General features: G+C 44.6%; 21 protein-coding genes and 1 riboswitch. Of the genes, 11 read left to right on the top strand and 10 right to left on the bottom strand.

The annotated features are described in order from the left end of the window. Window positions 1–497 precede the first annotated feature (497 nt). Window positions 498–1,592 carry a tetraprenyl-beta-curcumene synthase family protein gene (locus tag FS736_RS11290; RefSeq protein WP_144477078.1) on the bottom strand — a complete coding sequence of 365 codons (1,095 nt, stop codon included), beginning with the start codon at window positions 1,590–1,592 and terminating at the stop codon, window positions 498–500. A 24-nt stretch (window positions 1,593–1,616) separates the two neighbouring features. Continuing rightward, on the bottom strand, window positions 1,617–2,420 hold the full coding sequence (locus tag FS736_RS11285; protein WP_144477076.1) for an alpha/beta hydrolase: 804 nt from the start codon (window positions 2,418–2,420) through the stop codon (window positions 1,617–1,619). A 106-nt stretch (window positions 2,421–2,526) separates the two neighbouring features. Here FS736_RS11285 and FS736_RS11280 point away from each other — a divergent pair, with 106 nt between their 5' ends. Continuing rightward, window positions 2,527–3,048, top strand: coding sequence for a gamma carbonic anhydrase (locus tag FS736_RS11280; protein WP_144477073.1), 522 nt, complete (start codon window positions 2,527–2,529; stop codon window positions 3,046–3,048). A gap of 81 nt (window positions 3,049–3,129) precedes the next feature. Further along, the gene (locus FS736_RS11275; protein ID WP_395883514.1) at window positions 3,130–4,014 is read left to right on the top strand and encodes a C39 family peptidase; all 885 of its coding nucleotides are present in this window, start codon (window positions 3,130–3,132) and stop codon (window positions 4,012–4,014) included. 3 nt (window positions 4,015–4,017) lie between these two features. Here FS736_RS11275 and asnB read toward each other — a convergent pair whose 3' ends face one another. Continuing rightward, window positions 4,018–5,913, bottom strand: coding sequence for an asparagine synthase (glutamine-hydrolyzing) (asnB, locus tag FS736_RS11270; protein ID WP_144477070.1), 1,896 nt, complete (start codon window positions 5,911–5,913; stop codon window positions 4,018–4,020). A 254-nt stretch (window positions 5,914–6,167) separates the two neighbouring features. Continuing rightward, window positions 6,168–7,370, bottom strand: coding sequence for a methionine adenosyltransferase (gene metK / locus FS736_RS11265; RefSeq protein ID WP_144477067.1), 1,203 nt, complete (start codon window positions 7,368–7,370; stop codon window positions 6,168–6,170). A 286-nt stretch (window positions 7,371–7,656) separates the two neighbouring features. Beyond that, window positions 7,657–7,797: riboswitch (SAM riboswitch) on the bottom strand. Between the two features lie 801 nt (window positions 7,798–8,598). Here metK and pckA point away from each other — a divergent pair. Then, window positions 8,599–10,188: a phosphoenolpyruvate carboxykinase (ATP) gene (gene pckA, locus FS736_RS11260; RefSeq protein WP_144477064.1), complete on the top strand. Its 1,590-nt coding sequence runs from the start codon at window positions 8,599–8,601 to the stop codon at window positions 10,186–10,188. Window positions 10,189–10,452: 264 nt separating this feature from the next. Here pckA and FS736_RS11255 read toward each other — a convergent pair whose 3' ends face one another. Next, window positions 10,453–10,695: a DUF2584 domain-containing protein gene (locus FS736_RS11255; RefSeq protein ID WP_144477779.1), complete on the bottom strand. Its 243-nt coding sequence runs from the start codon at window positions 10,693–10,695 to the stop codon at window positions 10,453–10,455. Between the two features lie 42 nt (window positions 10,696–10,737). Further along, window positions 10,738–11,526, bottom strand: a complete 789-nt coding sequence (locus FS736_RS11250; protein ID WP_395883513.1) for an alpha/beta hydrolase family protein — start codon at window positions 11,524–11,526, stop codon at window positions 10,738–10,740. A gap of 118 nt (window positions 11,527–11,644) precedes the next feature. Here FS736_RS11250 and FS736_RS11245 point away from each other — a divergent pair, with 118 nt between their 5' ends. Genes FS736_RS11245 through FS736_RS11235 form a run of 3 tightly spaced genes read left to right on the top strand, consistent with a single transcriptional unit; the run spans window position 11,645 to window position 14,221 of the window. Then, window positions 11,645–12,640 (top strand): ABC transporter substrate-binding protein, encoded by a 996-nt coding sequence (locus FS736_RS11245; RefSeq protein WP_144477058.1) that lies wholly within the window; start codon window positions 11,645–11,647, stop codon window positions 12,638–12,640. 17 nt (window positions 12,641–12,657) lie between these two features. Further along, entirely contained in the window at window positions 12,658–13,434 is a 777-nt protein-coding gene (locus tag FS736_RS11240) for an ABC transporter ATP-binding protein (RefSeq protein ID WP_144477055.1), read from the top strand. Next, window positions 13,415–14,221 (top strand): ABC transporter permease, encoded by an 807-nt coding sequence (locus tag FS736_RS11235; protein WP_251544770.1) that lies wholly within the window; start codon window positions 13,415–13,417, stop codon window positions 14,219–14,221. The genes FS736_RS11240 and FS736_RS11235 overlap by 20 nt, the downstream gene beginning before the upstream one ends. Window positions 14,222–14,484: 263 nt before the next feature. Here the strand turns inward: FS736_RS11235 and ytkD are convergent, their stop codons facing one another. Both ytkD and FS736_RS11225 read right to left on the bottom strand, forming a co-directional pair. Continuing rightward, on the bottom strand, window positions 14,485–14,952 hold the full coding sequence (ytkD, locus tag FS736_RS11230; protein ID WP_144477048.1) for an RNA deprotection pyrophosphohydrolase: 468 nt from the start codon (window positions 14,950–14,952) through the stop codon (window positions 14,485–14,487). A gap of 86 nt (window positions 14,953–15,038) precedes the next feature. After that, complete coding sequence (locus tag FS736_RS11225; protein WP_144477045.1) at window positions 15,039–15,359, bottom strand: hydrolase; 321 nt, start codon at window positions 15,357–15,359, stop codon at window positions 15,039–15,041. Between the two features lie 252 nt (window positions 15,360–15,611). Between FS736_RS11225 and FS736_RS11220 the strand changes: the two genes are divergently transcribed. Continuing rightward, window positions 15,612–15,866 (top strand): DUF6154 family protein, encoded by a 255-nt coding sequence (locus FS736_RS11220; protein ID WP_144477042.1) that lies wholly within the window; start codon window positions 15,612–15,614, stop codon window positions 15,864–15,866. Window positions 15,867–16,109: 243 nt separating this feature from the next. Here the strand turns inward: FS736_RS11220 and FS736_RS11215 are convergent, their stop codons facing one another. Next, window positions 16,110–16,550 (bottom strand): Dps family protein, encoded by a 441-nt coding sequence (locus FS736_RS11215; RefSeq protein WP_144477039.1) that lies wholly within the window; start codon window positions 16,548–16,550, stop codon window positions 16,110–16,112. Window positions 16,551–16,681: 131 nt separating this feature from the next. Between FS736_RS11215 and ytzI the strand changes: the two genes are divergently transcribed. Further along, entirely contained in the window at window positions 16,682–16,849 is a 168-nt protein-coding gene (gene ytzI, locus FS736_RS11210; RefSeq protein ID WP_144477036.1) for a YtzI protein, read from the top strand. A 59-nt stretch (window positions 16,850–16,908) separates the two neighbouring features. Beyond that, window positions 16,909–17,163: a membrane protein insertion efficiency factor YidD gene (gene yidD, locus FS736_RS11205; RefSeq protein ID WP_144477032.1), complete on the top strand. Its 255-nt coding sequence runs from the start codon at window positions 16,909–16,911 to the stop codon at window positions 17,161–17,163. A 29-nt stretch (window positions 17,164–17,192) separates the two neighbouring features. Here the strand turns inward: yidD and FS736_RS11200 are convergent, their stop codons facing one another. Then, window positions 17,193–17,756, bottom strand: coding sequence for a beta-class carbonic anhydrase (locus FS736_RS11200; RefSeq protein ID WP_144477029.1), 564 nt, complete (start codon window positions 17,754–17,756; stop codon window positions 17,193–17,195). A gap of 224 nt (window positions 17,757–17,980) precedes the next feature. Here FS736_RS11200 and FS736_RS11195 point away from each other — a divergent pair, with 224 nt between their 5' ends. Together FS736_RS11195 and FS736_RS11190 are read left to right on the top strand one after the other, a co-directional pair. Next, entirely contained in the window at window positions 17,981–18,946 is a 966-nt protein-coding gene (locus tag FS736_RS11195) for a metal ABC transporter solute-binding protein, Zn/Mn family (RefSeq protein ID WP_144477026.1), read from the top strand. A gap of 246 nt (window positions 18,947–19,192) precedes the next feature. After that, window positions 19,193–19,348, top strand: coding sequence for a DUF1540 domain-containing protein (locus FS736_RS11190; protein WP_079510168.1), 156 nt, complete (start codon window positions 19,193–19,195; stop codon window positions 19,346–19,348). Window positions 19,349–19,361: the final 13 nt, after the last annotated feature.

The following is a 19,361-nucleotide window of genomic DNA, read 5'->3' as shown; positions in this document are numbered from 1 at the left end:
AATTGTTCACATAAGGGTACCATTCATGTCGATAGATACCCTTATGCAGGCGAAATTGTTCACATAAGGGTACCATTCAAGACGATAGATACCCTTATGCAGGCGAAATTGTCCACATAAGGGCACCATTCAAGTCGATAGATACCCTTATGCAGGCGAAATTGTCCACATAAGGGCACCATTCATGTCGATAGATACCCTTATGCAGGCGAAATTGTCCATATAAGGGCACCATACAAGGGTATGTATAACGTTTTTTCAGTTAAGACACATATTTACATGGCACCTCTCTCTAGTTCTACGACCGTACTCCGAGTGGTTTCCTCTTTTCGGGCGCAGCTGCTCCTTTTCTGCGACCGTATCCGAGTGATTTCCTCTTTTTGGCGCAGCCCGTCTCAGTCTGTGACCGCAATCAAATATCACCTTTATTTGGTTGATTCGGGTGACTTAATTCTCCTGATTCAAAAACAGCCAAGGCTCAATCCCTGGCTGCAATCCTATTTTATAAACGCCTTCACGACTCCTGATGGCACCCACTTCTGCAATGACCGATAAGCTCGTCCATTAATATAAAAGAAGTAGCTGACGGGGCCTGCTGTTTTGATCATTTCCCTGGCGAGCTTCCTGATTCTTTCCTGACGCCTTACTTTTTCATCGGATAGATAAACGCCGAGCAGTCCGCGGTTGATCAGTTTGTGGAATTTCCGATGCGGCAATCGAGCTGTGTGCCGGTCGGCATTTTCCACAAAATACCGCAACCTCCCAAACAAAGCTTCTTCATTTTCATAATAGAAACAGAAGTTCAAATCGCCGCCTTCGCGATCCTCTTCCTGGTCGATGAAATAATCCAGGAGGATGTGCAGCCCTTGTATGTATGGAAAATAACCGTTGCGGATGCTATCTGCGTATTCCGGTTTGAAATCATCGCGAAGCGCGTAGGATACGAGACAAAAGATGCCGAGCGTCGATCCGGTGCAGGCTGAGAATTCGTACCATTCCATGTCGGGAATATTTTCACGATGGCCATCGAACCATGTTTGCAATCTCGGCACACGCTCTTTCACCTCGACATGCTTATGTATCTGCAAATCGCAATAGTAATCACACAGTTCAACCAGATGCTCCTTTATATCCTGATAATGATCAAGCCCGGCAAGGACTTCGCGGCAAACGGTAACCAGCTCGATCAGATACCCGCCATCATTCTGGTCTTCCCGCTCGCGATAATAATTTTTCAACTGGTTGTCCAGGCTGAGAGCATCTGCCATCGACTCATGCAGTGCGGCAAAATCCACCGGATCCAGCGAGGTGCTGCGGTCACATAGATTATCGAGATAATCGCTGATTGTCTGGTAAGCCACAATGAACCGGATGGCCTCTTTATATTGTTTTTTCGCGGTCAGACTCATAATAGAGCCGCCCTCACAATGGAAAGTCTTGTGCTCGATGCTAGCCAGGGCCTGCCTCCTGAGTTCAGGATTCGGGATTTCCTCTGCCCTGCTTTTCCAGTATGCCAGCTCCCGATGTACCTGTGGCAGGACTTTTCTGTACACCCGGTACATCAAACTGATGGGCATTGATGGGATCATCATGCTGCAGCTTCACCCTTTCTCTTTCTAATAAACATATCCAATCGCCTTCAGCTGGCTCATGACAAAATCATGCGCATAGTCAAAAACCTCTTCGCGTTCAGGTTCATTGAAGACTTCATGGTAGCATTTCGGCCATTCTTTATATCGTTTCTCTGAAAGCGGGGCATTGTTGAACCAATCTTTAACCGCTCGCTTATCGACTATCTTATCATCTCCGCCCTGCAGAAGCAGTGTTGGTACGTCCTGGACTTTATCCATATTATCAAACGCAAGCCCCATTGCCGCTGCCAGCTCGCGGTACCAGCGCACCGATACCTTGGTAATATATAATGAATCATTGGCGTCGACTGCCCTGACATCCTCATTCCTGGTTGCCATATCGACAGACAGGCCCGATGAGATCCTGAATGTCGGTAAAATGACATTCAGGCCGTGCGAGAGCATATCCAGCATTTTTGATGGATACTTTACCAATCCGAGGCATGGTGATGATAGTATCAATCCGGCAAGTTCGACACGTTCCTCCTGCAGCAAGCGGATGGCAATAAGTCCCCCCATGCTGTGGCCTAGCAAAAACACTGGGAGGTCAAAGTCATAAGCTGCCTCTATCCACTCTTTCACTTCCAAAATATATTCATCAAAGGAATCAATATGGCCACGGTTTGCTCTTGTGGTCATGCCCTGTCCTGGCAGGTCACCCATTATGACATGAAAACCGGATGAACGCCAGGCTTCAATCAGCCAGCCATACCGGCGATGATGCTCCTGCGCACCATGAATCATCACAATCACAGCCTTAGCATCCCCATCAGCTTCCCATTTCCACATGACCATTCCCCCACTCAAATACTTTTTCTTTCTTTAAAAGAACTATAATATATAATTAATGAAAAATAAAAACGAAAGCATTATAAAATTACAGGAGTGTGCACAAATGATTTATCCTTACAATGGCAAAACACCTAAAATAGCAGATTCCGCTTTTATCGCGGATTATGTAACAATTACCGGAGATGTTGAAATCGGTGAGGAATCGAGTGTCTGGTTCAATACCTCGATCCGCGGCGATGTCGCCCCGACGATCATTGGCAATAAAGTGAACATCCAGGACAATTCGGTCCTGCATCAAAGTCCGAATAACCCTTTAATCCTCGAAGACGAGGTGACCGTCGGACATCAGGTCGTCCTCCACAGCTGCATCATCAGGAAAAAGGCCCTGATTGGGATGGGGTCAATCATTCTTGATGAAGCTGAAATCGGCGAAGGCGCTTTTATTGGTGCCGGCAGCCTCGTTCCTCAGGGTAAGAAGATCCCGCCCAATACACTGGCTTTCGGACGACCGGCAAAAGTCATCCGTGAATTGAACGAAGACGATATAAGGGATATGGAACGCATTTCCAGAGAATACGCCGAAAAAGGGCAATACTATAAAAGTTTGCAGAACAAAGATGAATGATCTGCTAAAAAAACTCCCTCACCAGTCCGATACTAAATAATATAATATACCCTATTATTTTTGAAATATGCGGACGGGGTGATGGATGTGGACAAACTGTATTTACCTATTGCAGCAATTATCCCTTTGCTGCTCATGTTTTATTTATTGATTCGAAAACAAAATAGCATGATGAAATCCATCTTGATGTTCCTGTTTGTTTTCACCTCAATCGTTGGTGCTTTCCTCCTCGAGAACCTTCAGGCTTCACATGTAGCCCTGGCCGTACAATCGGTGAAAGACTGGCTGGATGAGCCTGAACCCAGAACAGAAAGGGCACCTGCTGTCCAGGAAGAGAGCGAACCTAAAATCATACCGACTAAAAAGCAGGTACTCCTGGAGGCACCAATCATATGGCAAATGCCTGAGCTCCCTCGAGGATGTGAGGTAACAAGCCTGGCCATGCTCCTCATGCATCAGGGTGTAAAAGTGGACAAGCTGACACTCGCCAGCGAAGTCAGGAAAAACCCGGCTGAGTACCGCCTCGATAATGGAAAAGTCTTTTTTGGAGACCCGAATGAGGGCTTTGTCGGCAATATGTACACATACACAGAACCAGGGCTCGGAGTCTATCATAAACCAATTGCTGAACTGGCAGAAAAGTATCTTCCCGGCAAAATAAAAGATCTTACGGGCGCAGGATTCCAGGATATTAAATCGCACCTGTCAGATGGCAGGCCAGTTTGGGTGATCATTAACACCGAATACAAAAAGCTGGACGACAGCTTTTTCCAGACATGGTACACGCCTGGCGGGCCTGTTAAAATTACAACGAAGGAACATTCTGTCCTGATTACCGGGTATGATGAAAACTTCGTCTATTTCAATGATCCTTTATCAAATGAAAAAAATAAAAAAGCACCCATTAAGGATTTCGCAGAATCCTGGGTGCAGATGGGAAGGCAGGCCATCACCTACCTTCCCTAATTTTTAAGATTGTAATACTTTTTGAGCCTCATACTCCTTCTGGAAGGAGTATTTTTTTTCGACATACACATCATGCCACATCATGAACATCAGAACTGTCCAGATTTTACGGCTGTTATCCGCCTTGTTCTGGCAGTGTTCATCCAATAGTCTTAAAACGTAAGACTTATTGATAAGATGTTCTGTGTTGCTTTCCTTGATAATGTTCTTTGCCCACTCGTTCATTTCATTCTTAAGCCAGTGTCTGATTGGCACCGGGAAGCCGAGTTTCTTGCGGGTAAGCACGTGGTCAGGGACCACTCCTTCTGCCGCTTTTCGCAAAATATACTTCGTTGTATTATTCGCTGTCTTCAGGCTTGTCGGAATCTTTGAAGCTGTTTCAAAAACAACCTTATCCAGGAATGGTACGCGAAGCTCCAAAGAATGAGCCATCGTCATCTTATCTGCTTTCAATAAAATATCGCCGCGCATCCATGTGTGGATGTCGATGTATTGCATTGTATCAACCGGATCATAGCCTCTGCTTTCACGATATAAAGGCTTCGTGACATCCCTGTAATCGTACTGGCCGTTATAAACATGCAGCAGTTCGCTCTTCTCTTTTTCCGTGAACATCTTCGCGTTTCCGATATAACGCTCCTCCATTGGAGTCACGCCGCGCTCGATGAAGCTCTTGCCTCTCATACCCTCTGGCATCATTTTGGAAATGCCCTTAAGCATCGCCTTCCCTACTCCGGGAATTTTATTGAATACCTCGAGGTCTTGCGGTTCGCGGTAAATATTATAGCCCCCGAACAATTCATCGGCACCTTCACCGGAAAGGACTACCGTTACATGCTTCCTTGCCTCACGGGCAACGAAATACAAAGGTATGGCTGCCGGATCAGCAAGCGGGTCATCCATATGCCACATGATTTTAGGAAGTTCATCCATGTATTCCTGCGGGCTGATCACATAGCTGATATTTTCAACACCGAGTCGATCAGCCGTTTCCTTGGCGACGTCAATCTCGCTGAAGCCATTCTGTTCAAATCCGACAGAGAATGTTTTGATTCCAGGATGGTATTGCTTCGCAATCGACGCAATGATAGAAGAATCAATCCCGCCGGAAAGGAAAGAACCAACCGGCACATCACTGCGCATGTGGATTTTCACCGATTCGAACAGGACATCCCTGATCTCCTTCGTGAATTCATCCTCAGATTTTTGGATTGGCGAGAAGCTCGCTTTCCAATAACGCTTGATTTCCATAGGTGAACCGATTTTCTTTGTAAAATAATGCCCTGGCTCAAGCTTGTAGATGCCTTCAGACATTGTATTAGGTTCTGGGACAAATTGATAAGTTAAATAGTGCTGCAGTGCCTTATAATCAATCACATCATTCTGCAGCGCAAGCAAAATGCTTTTCTTTTCAGAACCGAAGAATGTGCGATTTTCATCTTCAAAATAGAAGAATGGCTTGATGCCGAAATGGTCACGTGCACCGTAAAGGACTTGTTCCTGCTTATCCCAGATGACAAATGCGAACATTCCGCGCAGCTTGTCTACAGCCTGCTCCTTAAGGTGGCTGTATAGGGCAATGATGACTTCAGTATCAGAGTGCGTTTCGAAAGTCAGTCCTTCTTCAATCAACTCTTCACGAAGTTCGAGATAGTTGTAGATTTCCCCGTTAAAAATGATCCAATAGCGTTCATTTTCATAAGTCAATGGCTGATGGCCAGCCTCAAGGTCGATGATGCTCAGACGGCGGAAGCCGAACTGGATATGCTCATCATAGAAATACCCATCATCATCAGGCCCGCGGTGGGTGATGATGTCATTCATATTTTTGAACAGCTGCTTATCATCGCTGCTGAATTCCTGTGCATTTTCATGTACACAACCGATAAAGCCACACATTATGTACTTCACCTTCTCCATTTCAGAAAAAATTTATTGTGATTTTCCAGTGATTTTACTTCCAAAAAACATACCATCTAATACTACCATTAAACGCAAAATTTTTGCAGTAAAATCTGAGGGAAATTTAAGGTAATACTTTATTTTACACCTTTTGGACCAGGTGCAAACCTTGAAAATATCTGGCGCTCCCTAATTAGACGGCAAATAATAAAGGGAGTTACATATTTCTATGCAACTCCCGTTGTTCCTTTTTATTTACCTTGAGCCTGAGTGCGGAGTGCCTCTGCCTTGTCTGTACGCTCCCATGGAAGGTCAACGTCAGAACGGCCGAAGTGTCCGTATGCAGCTGTCTGCTTGTAGATTGGCTTGCGCAGGTCAAGCATGTTGATGATTCCAGCTGGACGAAGGTCGAAGTTGTTTTCAACAACATCGATCAATACATCTTCGCTTACCTTGCCTGTTCCGAACGTATCGATTGAGATAGATACCGGACGGGCAACACCGATTGCGTAAGCAAGCTGAACTTCAACTTTTTCAGCAAGGCCTGCAGCGACGATGTTTTTCGCAACATAACGCGCAGCGTATGCAGCTGAACGGTCAACTTTTGTAGGATCCTTACCAGAGAATGCGCCTCCGCCGTGGCGAGCGTATCCGCCGTAAGTATCAACGATGATTTTGCGGCCAGTAAGACCTGCGTCACCCTGTGGTCCGCCGATTACGAAACGGCCAGTTGGGTTGATGAAGTATTTTGTGTTTTCATCGATCAGCTCTGCCGGTACGACAGGGTTGATGACATGTTCTTTAAGATTGCGCTGGATTTGCTCAAGCGAAACTTCAGGATGGTGCTGTGTTGAGATAACGATTGTGTCGATGCGGACTGGCTTGTCATTCTCATCGTATTCTACCGTTACCTGAGTTTTTCCGTCCGGACGAAGATATGGAAGGATTTCTTCCTTGCGCACTTCAGTCAGGCGGCGGGAAATTTTGTGCGCCAATGAAATCGGAAGCGGCATAAGCTCTTTCGTTTCATTACATGCAAAACCGAACATCAAGCCTTGGTCGCCAGCTCCGATTGCTTCGATTTCTGCATCGGACATTTGTCCTTCACGTGCTTCAAGAGCCTGGTCAACACCCATCGCGATGTCTGCAGACTGCTCGTCAATGGAAGTTAACACTGCGCAAGTTTCAGCGTCAAAGCCGTACTTCGCGCGAGTATAGCCAATTTCCTTGACAGTTTCACGTACGATTTTAGGAATATCTACGTATGTAGATGTTGTGATTTCGCCTGCAACTAGTACAAGGCCAGTTGTAACTGATGTTTCAGCAGCAACACGTGCGTTAGCATCTTTAGCAAGGATCGCATCCAAAATCGCGTCAGAAATCTGGTCGCAAATTTTATCCGGATGGCCTTCTGTTACTGATTCAGAAGTGAACAAACGGCGTTTGTTTGACATCTGAGTTCCTCCCTCATGTATAAAAATTGATCGAGGCTGTCCCAATACAAACCTCGGTTTGATACGGTACTCATTCCCTATGTAGTATGAAATAAACGCTGAGTTTTTATTAGAAAAATTTGTTTAAGATTCATGGTGAATTTCTTTTTTTCCTAATTTTCACCCACGGGAGCAATGACACCAAAGAAGGCAGTCCAGTTGCATTTCTATGCATCGGACAGAAAAAAGCAATATAAAAAACCTCTCCAATTGTGAGGAAAGGTTTTAGCTTTAACCGCGCCTTTCGCTCTTATCGTTCAAGGGCAATTCCCTTGCGTCAGGTTAGCACCTTTGCCCGGAAAAGATCAGCTGATTCTTAGGCTGTTTTTCTCGTTTGCAGGTTGCTGGGTTTCATTGGGCCTGTCCCTCCACCAGCTCGGGATAAGAGAGTATCCGTTCAAATCAAAATCATAACGAACCTGTCTGGCCATGTCAATCATTTTCTCGACAAAAATGTCGATTGTTGTTGAAACCATTTCTTTAAAATAGGCTCTGTTAAAGCCCAATGTTGTTTTTACACCTGTTGATTGTAGTGGAAGGCGCGTAGGCTCCTGCGGGCGCAGCTGGTTAGGTGAGACCCCGCAGGAGCAAAGCGACGAGGAGGCTCAGCGCCAGCCAAGAAGAATTTGGTCTTTGAAAAAGCTGGCACTTGAGCTTTTTCATAATTCTTCCCCCGCGGAAAGCGAAGCGCCTGGAACAAAAATCAACAGTCTTGTTTAACAGAGCCTTAAAATAAAAAGTTGTCAAACCAACCCATATTACTTGACTATATAAAGAAAGAATTATATAACGCAAGTTAGGTACAAGGTAATTTTTTCATCATTAGTATAGATTAATTGAAGCAATGTGTTATACTATTACCGAGATGTAAACACTTACAAATTATCATTCTTTCAAGAAAAGTGGAAGCGCCTTGACCTGCCGCGGCAAGCGTTGGAGGCCGACCAGCGAAGTCGTTTTTTGTCTTCATTGGGCAGACCAAAATCGAAAAGTATAGCCGTCTGACCAGAAACGCAGAAACTGGAGACTCCGGCAATGAAGCGTTTTTTGCTTCTGTGGGCGGAGTTGAAGTTTCGAAATTTCTAGGAGGCGACACTAGCCAAGCGACTCGAGCGGTCAGGCGCTGGAACTGGATTCTCGAAAGTTGATATACGTATTTTGAATCTATAAAAAAGGAAGGTATCCTCCGATGAACGTTGTAGGAATATCAAATGAACTTTCAGCATTATTAAAAGGAAGCAATGTACAGGTACAGCTATCTGTGCCCCAGCTTGTCGAAAAGGTCCTGAACCGCAACGAAGGGCTTTTGACATCAACTGGAGCAGTAAGAGCGACTACTGGTAAATATACTGGCCGTTCACCTAAAGATAAATTCATTGTCGAAGAAGAATCCGTGAAAGACAAAATTGACTGGGGCTCGGTCAATCAGCCGATCTCCGAGGAATCCTTCACGAAGCTATATAATAAGGTATTGAAGTTCCTTAAAGATAAAGAGGAAGTTTTCGTATTCAAGGGATTCGCCGGCGCGGATAAGAAATACCGCCTGCCAATCCAGGTCATCAATGAATACGCATGGCACAACCTGTTTGCCCATCAATTGTTCATCCGTCCGACTGAGGAAGAGCTTCCTGAGCATGAATCCGAGTTTACGGTCATTTCGGCTCCTACTTTCAAAGCAGATCCAGAGGTTGATGGAACAAACTCAGAAACATTCATCATTGTTTCCTTCGAACAGCGCGTCGTCTTGATCGGCGGAACGGAATATGCGGGCGAAATGAAGAAATCGATTTTCTCCGTGATGAACTATATACTTCCGGAAAATGGAATCCTTTCGATGCACTGCTCAGCGAATGTAGGCCGCGAAGGGGATGTAGCATTGTTCTTCGGACTATCTGGCACAGGCAAAACAACTTTATCTGCTGATAATAATCGCCGTTTGATCGGTGACGATGAGCATGGCTGGTCACCTAATGGTGTGTTCAACATCGAAGGCGGCTGCTATGCGAAATGCATCAACTTGTCCAAGGAAAAAGAACCGCAAATCTTTGATGCAATCCGCTTTGGATCTGTTCTTGAGAACGTCGTAGTCGATGACGAAACACGCGTGGCCGATTATGATGACGGCAGCCTGACCGAAAACACTCGTGCAGCCTATCCGATCCAGGCTATCGAAAACATCGTGGACCCAAGCATAGCGGGGCATCCAAACGCGATCGTATTCCTGACAGCTGACGCTTTCGGAGTCTTGCCTCCAATCGCCAGGCTGACAAAGGAACAAGCAATGTATCACTTCCTGAGCGGATACACTTCGAAGCTTGCTGGAACAGAACGCGGCATCACTTCACCACAGGCAACATTCTCAACATGCTTCGGTTCTCCATTCCTTCCGCTTGCAGCCACAAGGTACGCGGAAATGCTTGGTGAAAAAATCGATGAGCACAACGCAAAGGTATTCCTCGTGAATACAGGATGGACAGGCGGAGAGTATGGAACCGGCAGCCGTATGAAGCTGGCGTACACTCGCGCGATGGTCCAGGCAGCACTTGAAGGCGAACTGAACAACGTCGAAACCGCCAAAGACGAAATCTTTGGCCTCGATATCCCGCTGCACGTACCAGGTGTACCTGACGATGTCCTCCAGCCAGTCAAAACATGGAGTGACAAGGAAGCCTACTACGCAAAAGCAAACGACCTCGCAGACCAGTTCCGTGACAACTTCAAAAAGTTCACAAACGTCCCGTCTGAAATCGAAGAAAAAGGCGGACCAACCGTTAAATAAGAATTTGATCGAGGCCATCTCTGGAAAAGAGATGGCCTTTGATTTTATTATTTTGTTATTCATAAATGGATTCTTATATTGAGCAAAGCCACAATCCCGTTCCCTTGTAGGACAGGGCACCAATAAAGCCCTTTGCTGACCTAAATTCCCGTTCCATCCGAAAACAGGGCACCAATAAAGATGCACTTTGCACACTTGATTGTTTTTCTAACAGTTAGCACCAGCCCTATTCAAAAAAAAAACAGAGCACAGTATGTGCCCTGCTCAGTTTGTAGAGTTCAAGGAAACTAATTGATACGTAATGGTTGTTTCATTTTCTGTCCACTCGACCTTTGAGATGACGCCTGTTCCCGTCAGGTCTCCTTCGATCGTCTTTTTGACTTCTACTGGAATGTCAATTGGATAAAGCCTGTAGCCTTCCTTTTTCAAAGAGAAGAAGTTGTCTTCGAGCCTTTTTTCGCGGCCTTTTGTCACGATCATTGTATTCAACTCTAATGGCATCCCCATCATTTTTCGCTCCTATTCGCAAGTAACTTCAAATTCATTTTATCATTGTTGCGGCTGTGATTTCATCCAATTCGTTAAATCGCTGACCACTTTCCGGTTCATCACCGGTGGAAAATAGTGCGTATATTCATCAAAGTACCAGCTTTCGACCGGCATGTCCAACTCTTTTAACCGTTTCTCGATCCGATAGGAGTGTTCAACCGAGACATTGCGGTCATTTCGGCCGTGGATCAGCAGCACAGGTGCTTCAAGGTTTTCGATTTCGTATAAGGGCGTCCTGAATTTATATCGGTTCGGCACTTTTTTCGGCGATCCGCCAATTACCCTTTTCATCATTCTTCGCAAGTCTTTTCTTTCCACATAGGTTAAAAACATATCGGTTACACCGCCCCAGGTGACAACTGAGGCTGTCTCCGGAAATTGAATGGCAGTCAGCAAAGCCATCAAACCGCCTCGGGAAAACCCAAAGACATGAACCCTTTCAACCCCTTGCAGTGATTGAAGCAGCCTAAAGCCGGCATAGGCATCGTCACGGTCATTACCGCCAAAATCTTCATCCCCTTCACCACCCTGGTTGCCACGGTAAAAAGGAGCAAAAACCGTAAAGCCTTCGGAAGCGAATTGGGCAATCCGGGCTGGCCTCACCTTCCCGACATTTTTGATTCCGCCACGAAGGTAAAGGAACCCTTCTGCCCCGCTTCCTTCAGCCGGTCTTGCCAGCAGCCCTTTGACACGCAGCCCGCCTGCAAAATAAGTAACCATTTCAAGTTCGACTTTTGGGTTGGGAGAAGGAAACTTATATGCTGATATGATTTGACCGTCATTGTCCACCGTCATCACTCCTCTTATATGAATTTTTTTCTATTTTGCTACTGGGCATTCACACATTTTTTCTCTCCTCATACATTATCGTAAGCCCAATTTAAGACAGATTTTAGGAGGCATCTATATGAAAAAATGGTTCAAAGCCGGTTTTGCTTTATTTTTGGTTGCCATACTTATTATACCTCTTGCAGCCTGCAGTCAAGACAAGGTACAGACTGTTAAAGTGGCAGAGGTAACTCGTTCAATTTTCTATGCTCCTCAATATGTTGCCCTTGCCAATGGATTTTTTGAGGAAGAAGGACTGAAAATCGAGCTCACTACAGCTTGGGGCGGCGACAAGACAATGACCGCCGTGCTTTCGAATGCGGCAGATGTTGCACTAGTTGGCTCGGAAACTTCCATTTACGTTTATGCCCAGGATTCAAACGACCCGGTCATCAACTTTGCCCAGCTGACCCAGACGGATGGCACCTTCCTTGTTTCCAGAGAGAAGATCGACAATTTTTCATGGGATCAGCTGAAGGGATCTACCTATCTCGGACAGCGTACAGGCGGAATGCCGCAAATGGTCGGTGAATTCGTGCTCAAAAAACACGATATTGATCCGAAACAAGATTTAAAGATGATCCAAAATATTGATTACGCCAATATTCCAAATGCCTTTGCTTCCGGAACCGGCGACTTTGTGCAGCTATTCGAGCCGCAGGCAAGCATGTTTGAAAAAGAAGGCAAAGGTCATATCGTCGCATCATTCGGTACTGAATCCGGTCATGTACCTTATACCACATTCATGGCAAAACAAAGCTACATGAAGGAAAACCCGGAAACGATTGAAAAGTTCACCCGTGCCGTTTACAAAGCACAGAAATGGGTCGATTCCCACAGTGCCAAAGAAACCGCTGAAGCCATACAGGAATACTTTAAAGATACAGATTTAGCGCTGATCGAAACAGTGGTTGACCGTTATAAGAGCCAGGGTTCATACGCAACTGACCCAATCCTTGATGAGGAAGAGTGGAACAATCTCCAGGCCATCATGGATGAAGCCGGGGAACTTCCTAAGCAAGTCAGCCATGACACTTTAGTCAATACAGAAGTGGCAGGAAAAGTCATGAAATAACAGGAGGTTGCAGCCTAATGGACTTTTTGACATTAAGAGGGATTCATCACACTTATTTTACAAAAACATCCGCTGTCACTGCGCTGAATGACATTTCACTCGATGTCCAGGAAGGGGAATTCGTCTCCTTTCTGGGTCCGAGCGGCTGCGGCAAGACGACACTGCTTTCGATTATCGCAGGGCTGATCGAACCTTCTGACGGCAAGGTAAAACTCGAAGGGAAATCTGTCAAAGAGGCTTCGAACCAGACCGGATACATGCTGCAGCAGGATTACTTATTCCCCTGGAAAACGATTGAGGAAAATATATTGCTAGGATTAAAGATCAGCGGAACATTGGAAGAGTCAAAAAAAGAGGAAGTTTTAGCGCTGCTGGGACAGATGGGGCTGGAGAATGTAGAAAAACTTTATCCTAAACAGCTGTCCGGCGGGATGCGCCAGCGTGTGGCCCTGGTGCGGACACTGGCAACAGAACCCAAGCTGCTCATGCTCGATGAACCGTTTTCCGCCCTGGATTATCAAACGAAATTGAAGCTTGAGGACCTGGTTTCAAATACATTCAAGTCGTTTGGAAAAACAGCGATTTTGGTCACGCATGATATCGGGGAAGCCATCGCGATGAGTGATCGCATATTCCTGTTCTCACCAAGGCCTGGCCGCTTGCATAAAACCTTCTCAATGCCGGAAGAGCTTAGAAACCTGAGCCCGTTTGAGGCGAGAAATCACCCTTTATACAATGATCTGTTCCAGACGATATGGAAGGAGTTGGAATCCATTGAACCAGAAGAAAACTGAACTCCTCCATCAACAGTATCTGAAAAAGCTGAGCAGAGAGCAGAAAAAAGTCCGCCTCTATCAATTGTTGATTTTCATCGTTTTTTTTGCAAGCTGGGAAATATCAAGCCAGCAAAAATGGATTGATCCTCTACTCTTCAGTTCACCCTCAAAAGTCTGGAATCTGCTGATTGAGAAGACGCTCGACGGTTCGCTCGCTGTCAACCTTGGCATAACACTGGCAGAGACTGTACTCGGATTCATCCTGGGTACCCTCGCCGGAACCATACTCGCCGCAATACTATGGTGGTCGCCGCTGCTATCAAGAATACTGGACCCTTACCTCGTCATTTTGAATTCAATGCCAAAAGTGGCATTAGGGCCGATCCTGATTGTCGCGCTGGGGACCAATATGACTTCCATTATTGCAATGGGAGCCATCATCTCCGTAATCATCACGACAATCGTGGTCTACACCTCTTTTAAAGAAGTGGATCCCAACTATTTAAGAGTGCTGCAAACATTCGGTGCCACAAGGACTCAGTGCTTCAGGGAAGCCATCCTGCCAGCCTCATTCCCGACCATCATTTCAACCTTGAAAGTGAATGTCGGCCTTAGCTGGGTAGGGGTCATGGTTGGAGAATTCCTCGTTTCGGCACGTGGACTTGGATACATGATTATCTATGGATTCCAGGTATTCAACTTCACGCTCGTGTTCCTGTCGCTGCTGGTCATCGCTGTGTTCGCAACCGTGATGTATCAGCTGGTCGAGCTGCTCGAAAAGAAACTGATTAAAAGTAACCAGTGATGAAGCCAGGTTTAATCCTTCTGGCTTCTTTTAGATTTAGGCGTAAAATGATTCTCTCTTTAGAATAAGTAGTGCCATCGCCAATAAAATCAGATTTTCGCCAATAAAATGGAGAAAACCGCCAATAAAATTTATTTTTCGCCAATAAGTTAGTGAACTGCATTTGTAACGACCTTTCGTAATGCGCATTTGCCATGAAAGATCATATTCCCGTACAGATCAACCTAAAAAATTGGCGGTCTCAACTGCAAACCGCCAATTTTTCATCTCTTTTTCTGCAAAAATTCAAGCGCATGTTTAATCACATCGTCCTTCATGATAAAGCTATACTCATCCTTCATTCTATCCGCGAGCAGATCTCCACTTATAAGTACGGGGCCCCCTGTTTCCAGGTAATCATCCTGGGGTACGATTTTCTCCACTTCACCGTAAAAGATTCTTTTTACAAATGAACCTTCTCTATCCATAACCTGATATTCCCCAATAAACTCTAGGCTACTTAAAACTGCACCCGTTTCTTCCATTACCTCCCGGTGAGCGGCATCCTCCAGGGTTTCATCTTTCTCCATTTTGCCGCCGGGAAACTCGAGACCTCTTACTTTATGGTTGGTCAAAAGCCACTGGTCTCGATATTTACAGATGACCAGCACGTGGCATGCCTTTTTTTCAAAGGCGTTTTCCTGAAAGGACAAGATTACGTCCTCGCCGTTCATCGCTTTAAACTTTTCCATGCTCCCTCTCCCCGTTCTATTTCATGACCTAATTATATAGAAAAACAGAAAATGAATAAACCGCAGACGATTTGTCTGCGGCTGCTCTATCTTTCAGGTAGTATTCCCATGCTTTCAATATGGTTCCTTGCTTCTTCATCTCCAAGTTTATAGATCATTTCGTATGTCTGGATCAGTTGTCTGTCGAGAGCATCATTTTCCCGGTCATAATGGTACTGGACATATGGAACGTGCGCCCTCATGAAGTTCTGCCAGCCTGTGGAATGTCCCTGGTCGAATATTTCCCTTAATGCGGTGATTTCCTCGTCAGTTGCCTCAATTTTAAAATTCCATGGAGATGCAGTTGATACGCTTTGAATCTCGCCATCACTGATGTTGATATAGTATGTTTTTTTGCTTTCTGTCATGTTTCTCACCTCATGGATATCGTTCCCTGCGTCTATATTTCTTTATACTGAATATCATTAAAATAAATAATTTTTAAGCACTCCAAATTTACTTTTAAAGTAAGGAGTATGTTAAAATTAGACACAAATAAAAATAAAGTGAATCAATAACCCAACAGGGAAATACTTCAAGTTCAAGGCATATTTTTTCCTATGGAGGGTATTAAATAAGTATAGGATTATGGAGGATAAAAGAAGGAGAGGTGAAATGCCATGAAACTGATTGATGAGCTATACGAACTATACCGCAACAAATTGACCGGCGACGAAGAGGATATCGATATGCTCGCTTTTGCCTTCCTTGAAGAAATGAGCCGTGAAGACCTGTTGAAGATTATCCAGGACCTTGATAAGCAGGAGCTTTATGATTTGATGGGTCTCTATTTAATCGAGAGTCTTAAGGGGAAATTTGCCCAGGATGACTTTGGCGCGCGCTCTGTCACATATCCTTCCCGCAACATCCATTAACGAATAGTCCATACATACAAACCGGCTGTTGAAGCCGGTTTTTTCTTTATTTAACAAAAAAAAACTGGCTACGGCCAGTTTTTTCTTTCTAGATAAGAAAGTGTAAAATTCACTTATATAATTGTCCAGCTCCAGCGCCTAGCCCCTCGAGTCGTTTCGGTCCGCCCAATGAAGTCAAAGAACGACTTCACCGGTCGGCCCTCCAACGCTTGTCGGCGCTGACCGAGGCGCTTCCGCTTTTCTTTATCCAAGATAAGCCTTGAACATCCACATATGTTTGCGAAGGCTCATTTTCACTTCCGTCATCATATCAGCGGTAGCGGTATCGTCTGCCTTCTCTGCAAGTTCGATTGCTTGCTGAAGCTCTTCAACGATTGTTGCAAAGTCATCATGCAATTGTTTTACCATTTCTTCTTCTTTTTCAGAACCTGTTGCCTCTTTTACTGAAGACAGTTCCAAATATTCTTTAAGCGTTGCTACAGGCTTTCCGTCCAACGCGAGAATTCTTTCTGCAAATTCATCGATGATTGTCGCTGCTTCATTGTAAAGTTCTTCAAATTTCACATGAAGTGTGAAAAAATGCCGGCCTTTTACATACCAGTGATAATTGTGGAGCTTGGTATAAAGAACCGTCCAGTTCGCTACTTGTTTGTTTACTGCTTGAATTAGTTCATTTTGTGCCATGTAAATTCATCCTCCTCTTAGTCATAAATTATATTCCCCTCCCTGGGTGAGAAAAAACATGCTGGCAGCAACTTTTTTCCTATCCCGGAATGGAACATGCTACAATAATTTTGAACAAAGGAGGACGTATTATGTATACCGTTTTGATTATCTCAGTCATTATCGTCATCGTTGTCCTGGTTTTAAGCGTGTTGACGACTTCGAAGGCATATCAATTCAAACACACGATCGACCCGATTGAAAGCAGCAGCGAAGAAACCAGGGAATCTGAAAACGAAGAACCTGGTAAAAATAAATAAAAAAGGAGCTGAAAGCCAGCTCCTTTTTCCTGATTCTATTTACAAGAAGGGATTTACCTATGCTAAAAAAAGCTTTCATCGGCATTATCCGATTTTATCAAACGGTCATTTCGCCATTAAAGCCGCCAACTTGCCGTTTTTACCCGACCTGCTCCCATTACGGGCTTGAAGCAATCCAAAAATTCGGACCCTTCAAAGGCGGCTGGCTGACAATCGTCCGGATCCTGAAATGCCAGCCATTGCATCCTGGCGGCTTCGATCCTGTACCGGAAGAGTGGCCTTCCAAGAAAAAAGCCAAGGCACATGATCATTAAGGGTGATTCATTCTACCTAGATCATTGAATTATTTTTCATATCCATCAATCACGCGATCCAGCCTTCCTGTTGCCGGATCGATCACGAGACCATGAACAGGAACATCCTTAGGCATCAAGGGATGGTTTTTTACGATTTCGACACTGTGGGCAACGCTGTCCTTTACATTGTCAAAACCGTGAAGCCATTCCTTCACATCGATACCCGAATAGTTTAATGTATTCAGCATATCATCGCTGACCCCGCGCTTTTTCATCTCTTCAATCACGATGTCGGGCTTCATCCCGCTCATACCGCAGTCATAATGGCCTATGATCGCAACTTCCTCAGCCTGAAGCTGATAAACAGCGACAAGCAGGCTTCTCATGATACTTCCAAACGGATGCATGATGAGTGCGCCCGCGTTCTTGACGATTTTCACATCTCCATTACGGATGTTCAATGCTCTTGGCAAAAGCTCGACAAGCCTTGTATCCATGCATGTTAATATGACCATTTTTTTGTTTGGAAATTTGGTAGTCGTAAACTCTTCATACTTCTTTTCAGCTACAAATTGTTCATTAAAATGAAGGATTTCCTCAAGCATTTTCATCTTCTCTACTCCTTTTTAACATGTTCTCTTAAATAGAATACCGCAAATAACGGCTGAGCCAAAATGTTTTACTTGATTTTGAATCAATCCTTTTGTATGATACAGAAGGTAAATCGTAACGATTACGAATTAATATTTTTTACCGCTGACTTGAAAACTAAAATGAATTTTACCAGTATACTTTATAAATCGTAATGAATACGTTTTAAACCAGGGAGGCCAATATGAAAAAATACGCTTTAATACTTTCTTTATTTCTTACAATTTCAGCTTTACTGAGCGGATGCGGGCAAGGGGAAACTTCTAATAAGGAAAAGGATGAAAACCTTTTGCAGGTATACACAACCGTCTATCCGCTTCAGTATTTCACACAGCAAATCGGCGGTGAGTTTGTTGATGTAAAAACAATCTACCCGCCGGGAGCAGATGAACATACATTTGAACCTTCTCAAAAAGATATGATGGCACTGGCTGACGCAGATTTATTTTTCTATATCGGCCTCGGTCTTGAAGGATTCGTTGATAAAGCCAGGAAAACTTTGAAGAATGAGGATGTTAAAATGGTCCCCGTCGGAGATTCGCTGCACATTGGTGAAGAAGGCTCTGGAGAACAGGAAGATCACGGCGAAGATGAACATGCAGATGGTGACGGCCATGCACACGGAGACATTGACCCGCACGTCTGGCTGGATCCAATCTATGCAAACGAACTTGCTCTTACTATCAAAGACCAGTTAGTTGAACAAATGCCTGAACAGAAAGATGCTTTTGAGAAAAATTATTCTGAGCTTGCTGCCCAATTAAAGGGTCTGGACAAGGAATTTACAGAGGTAATCGGGACTGCAAAGCGCAAAGAAATCATCGTAGCCCATGCTGCCTACAGCTATTGGGAAAAGCGATACGGTCTTGAGCAAATCAGTATTTCCGGCCTGTCGACTACTAATGAGCCGACCCAAAAAGAACTTCAAAAACTCATATCACATGCGAGGGACGAAAAAATAAAATATGTTTTGAACGAACAGAATTTCAACTCCAAATTGGCAAAAATGGTCCAGGAAGAAATTAACGGTAAACCACTTACACTCCACAACCTTTCTGTTTTGACAGATGAAGACATAAAAAACAAAGAAACATACTTCACGTTGATGGAAAAGAATCTATCCACTCTAGGAAAAGCACTGAATGAATAAATGTGTATGCCTCCCTATTTGGAGGTTTTTTTTATAGGATTCCACCTACATATTTTCCCTAAAGTGACTCCTTCTGTTTCCCGGCTTCATCTATTTTTTGAGCCTGTTCATGCAGGATAAAAGATATTTGCGTTAAAAAAAGACCAGGGAACAAACCTGATCCTTTTTACCTAATATTAGCTTGAATGTGTTATACCCTCGCGCAGCAAGCTAAAGGTGTATCAATCAAAAAGGAGTGGTACACCGATGGCAAAAGACGTATTGTGCGAAGTCAATAACTGTCAATATTGGGAGCATGGCAACCTTTGCAATGCCGATAAAATCTATGTAGTCAGCCATTCCGGCGAGACAGCCGACAATAGCCGGGAAACCGACTGCAAGACGTTTGAAGCGTTAAGTTAATCAATCCAGGATC

Origin of the sequence: Cytobacillus oceanisediminis 2691, assembly GCF_007678455.1 — a bacterium.
GTDB classification, from domain to species: domain Bacteria; phylum Bacillota; class Bacilli; order Bacillales; family Cytobacillaceae; genus Mesobacillus; species Mesobacillus oceanisediminis_A.
Note: the sequence above shows the minus strand (reverse complement) of the source record. Positions and strands in the feature narration are given on the sequence as shown.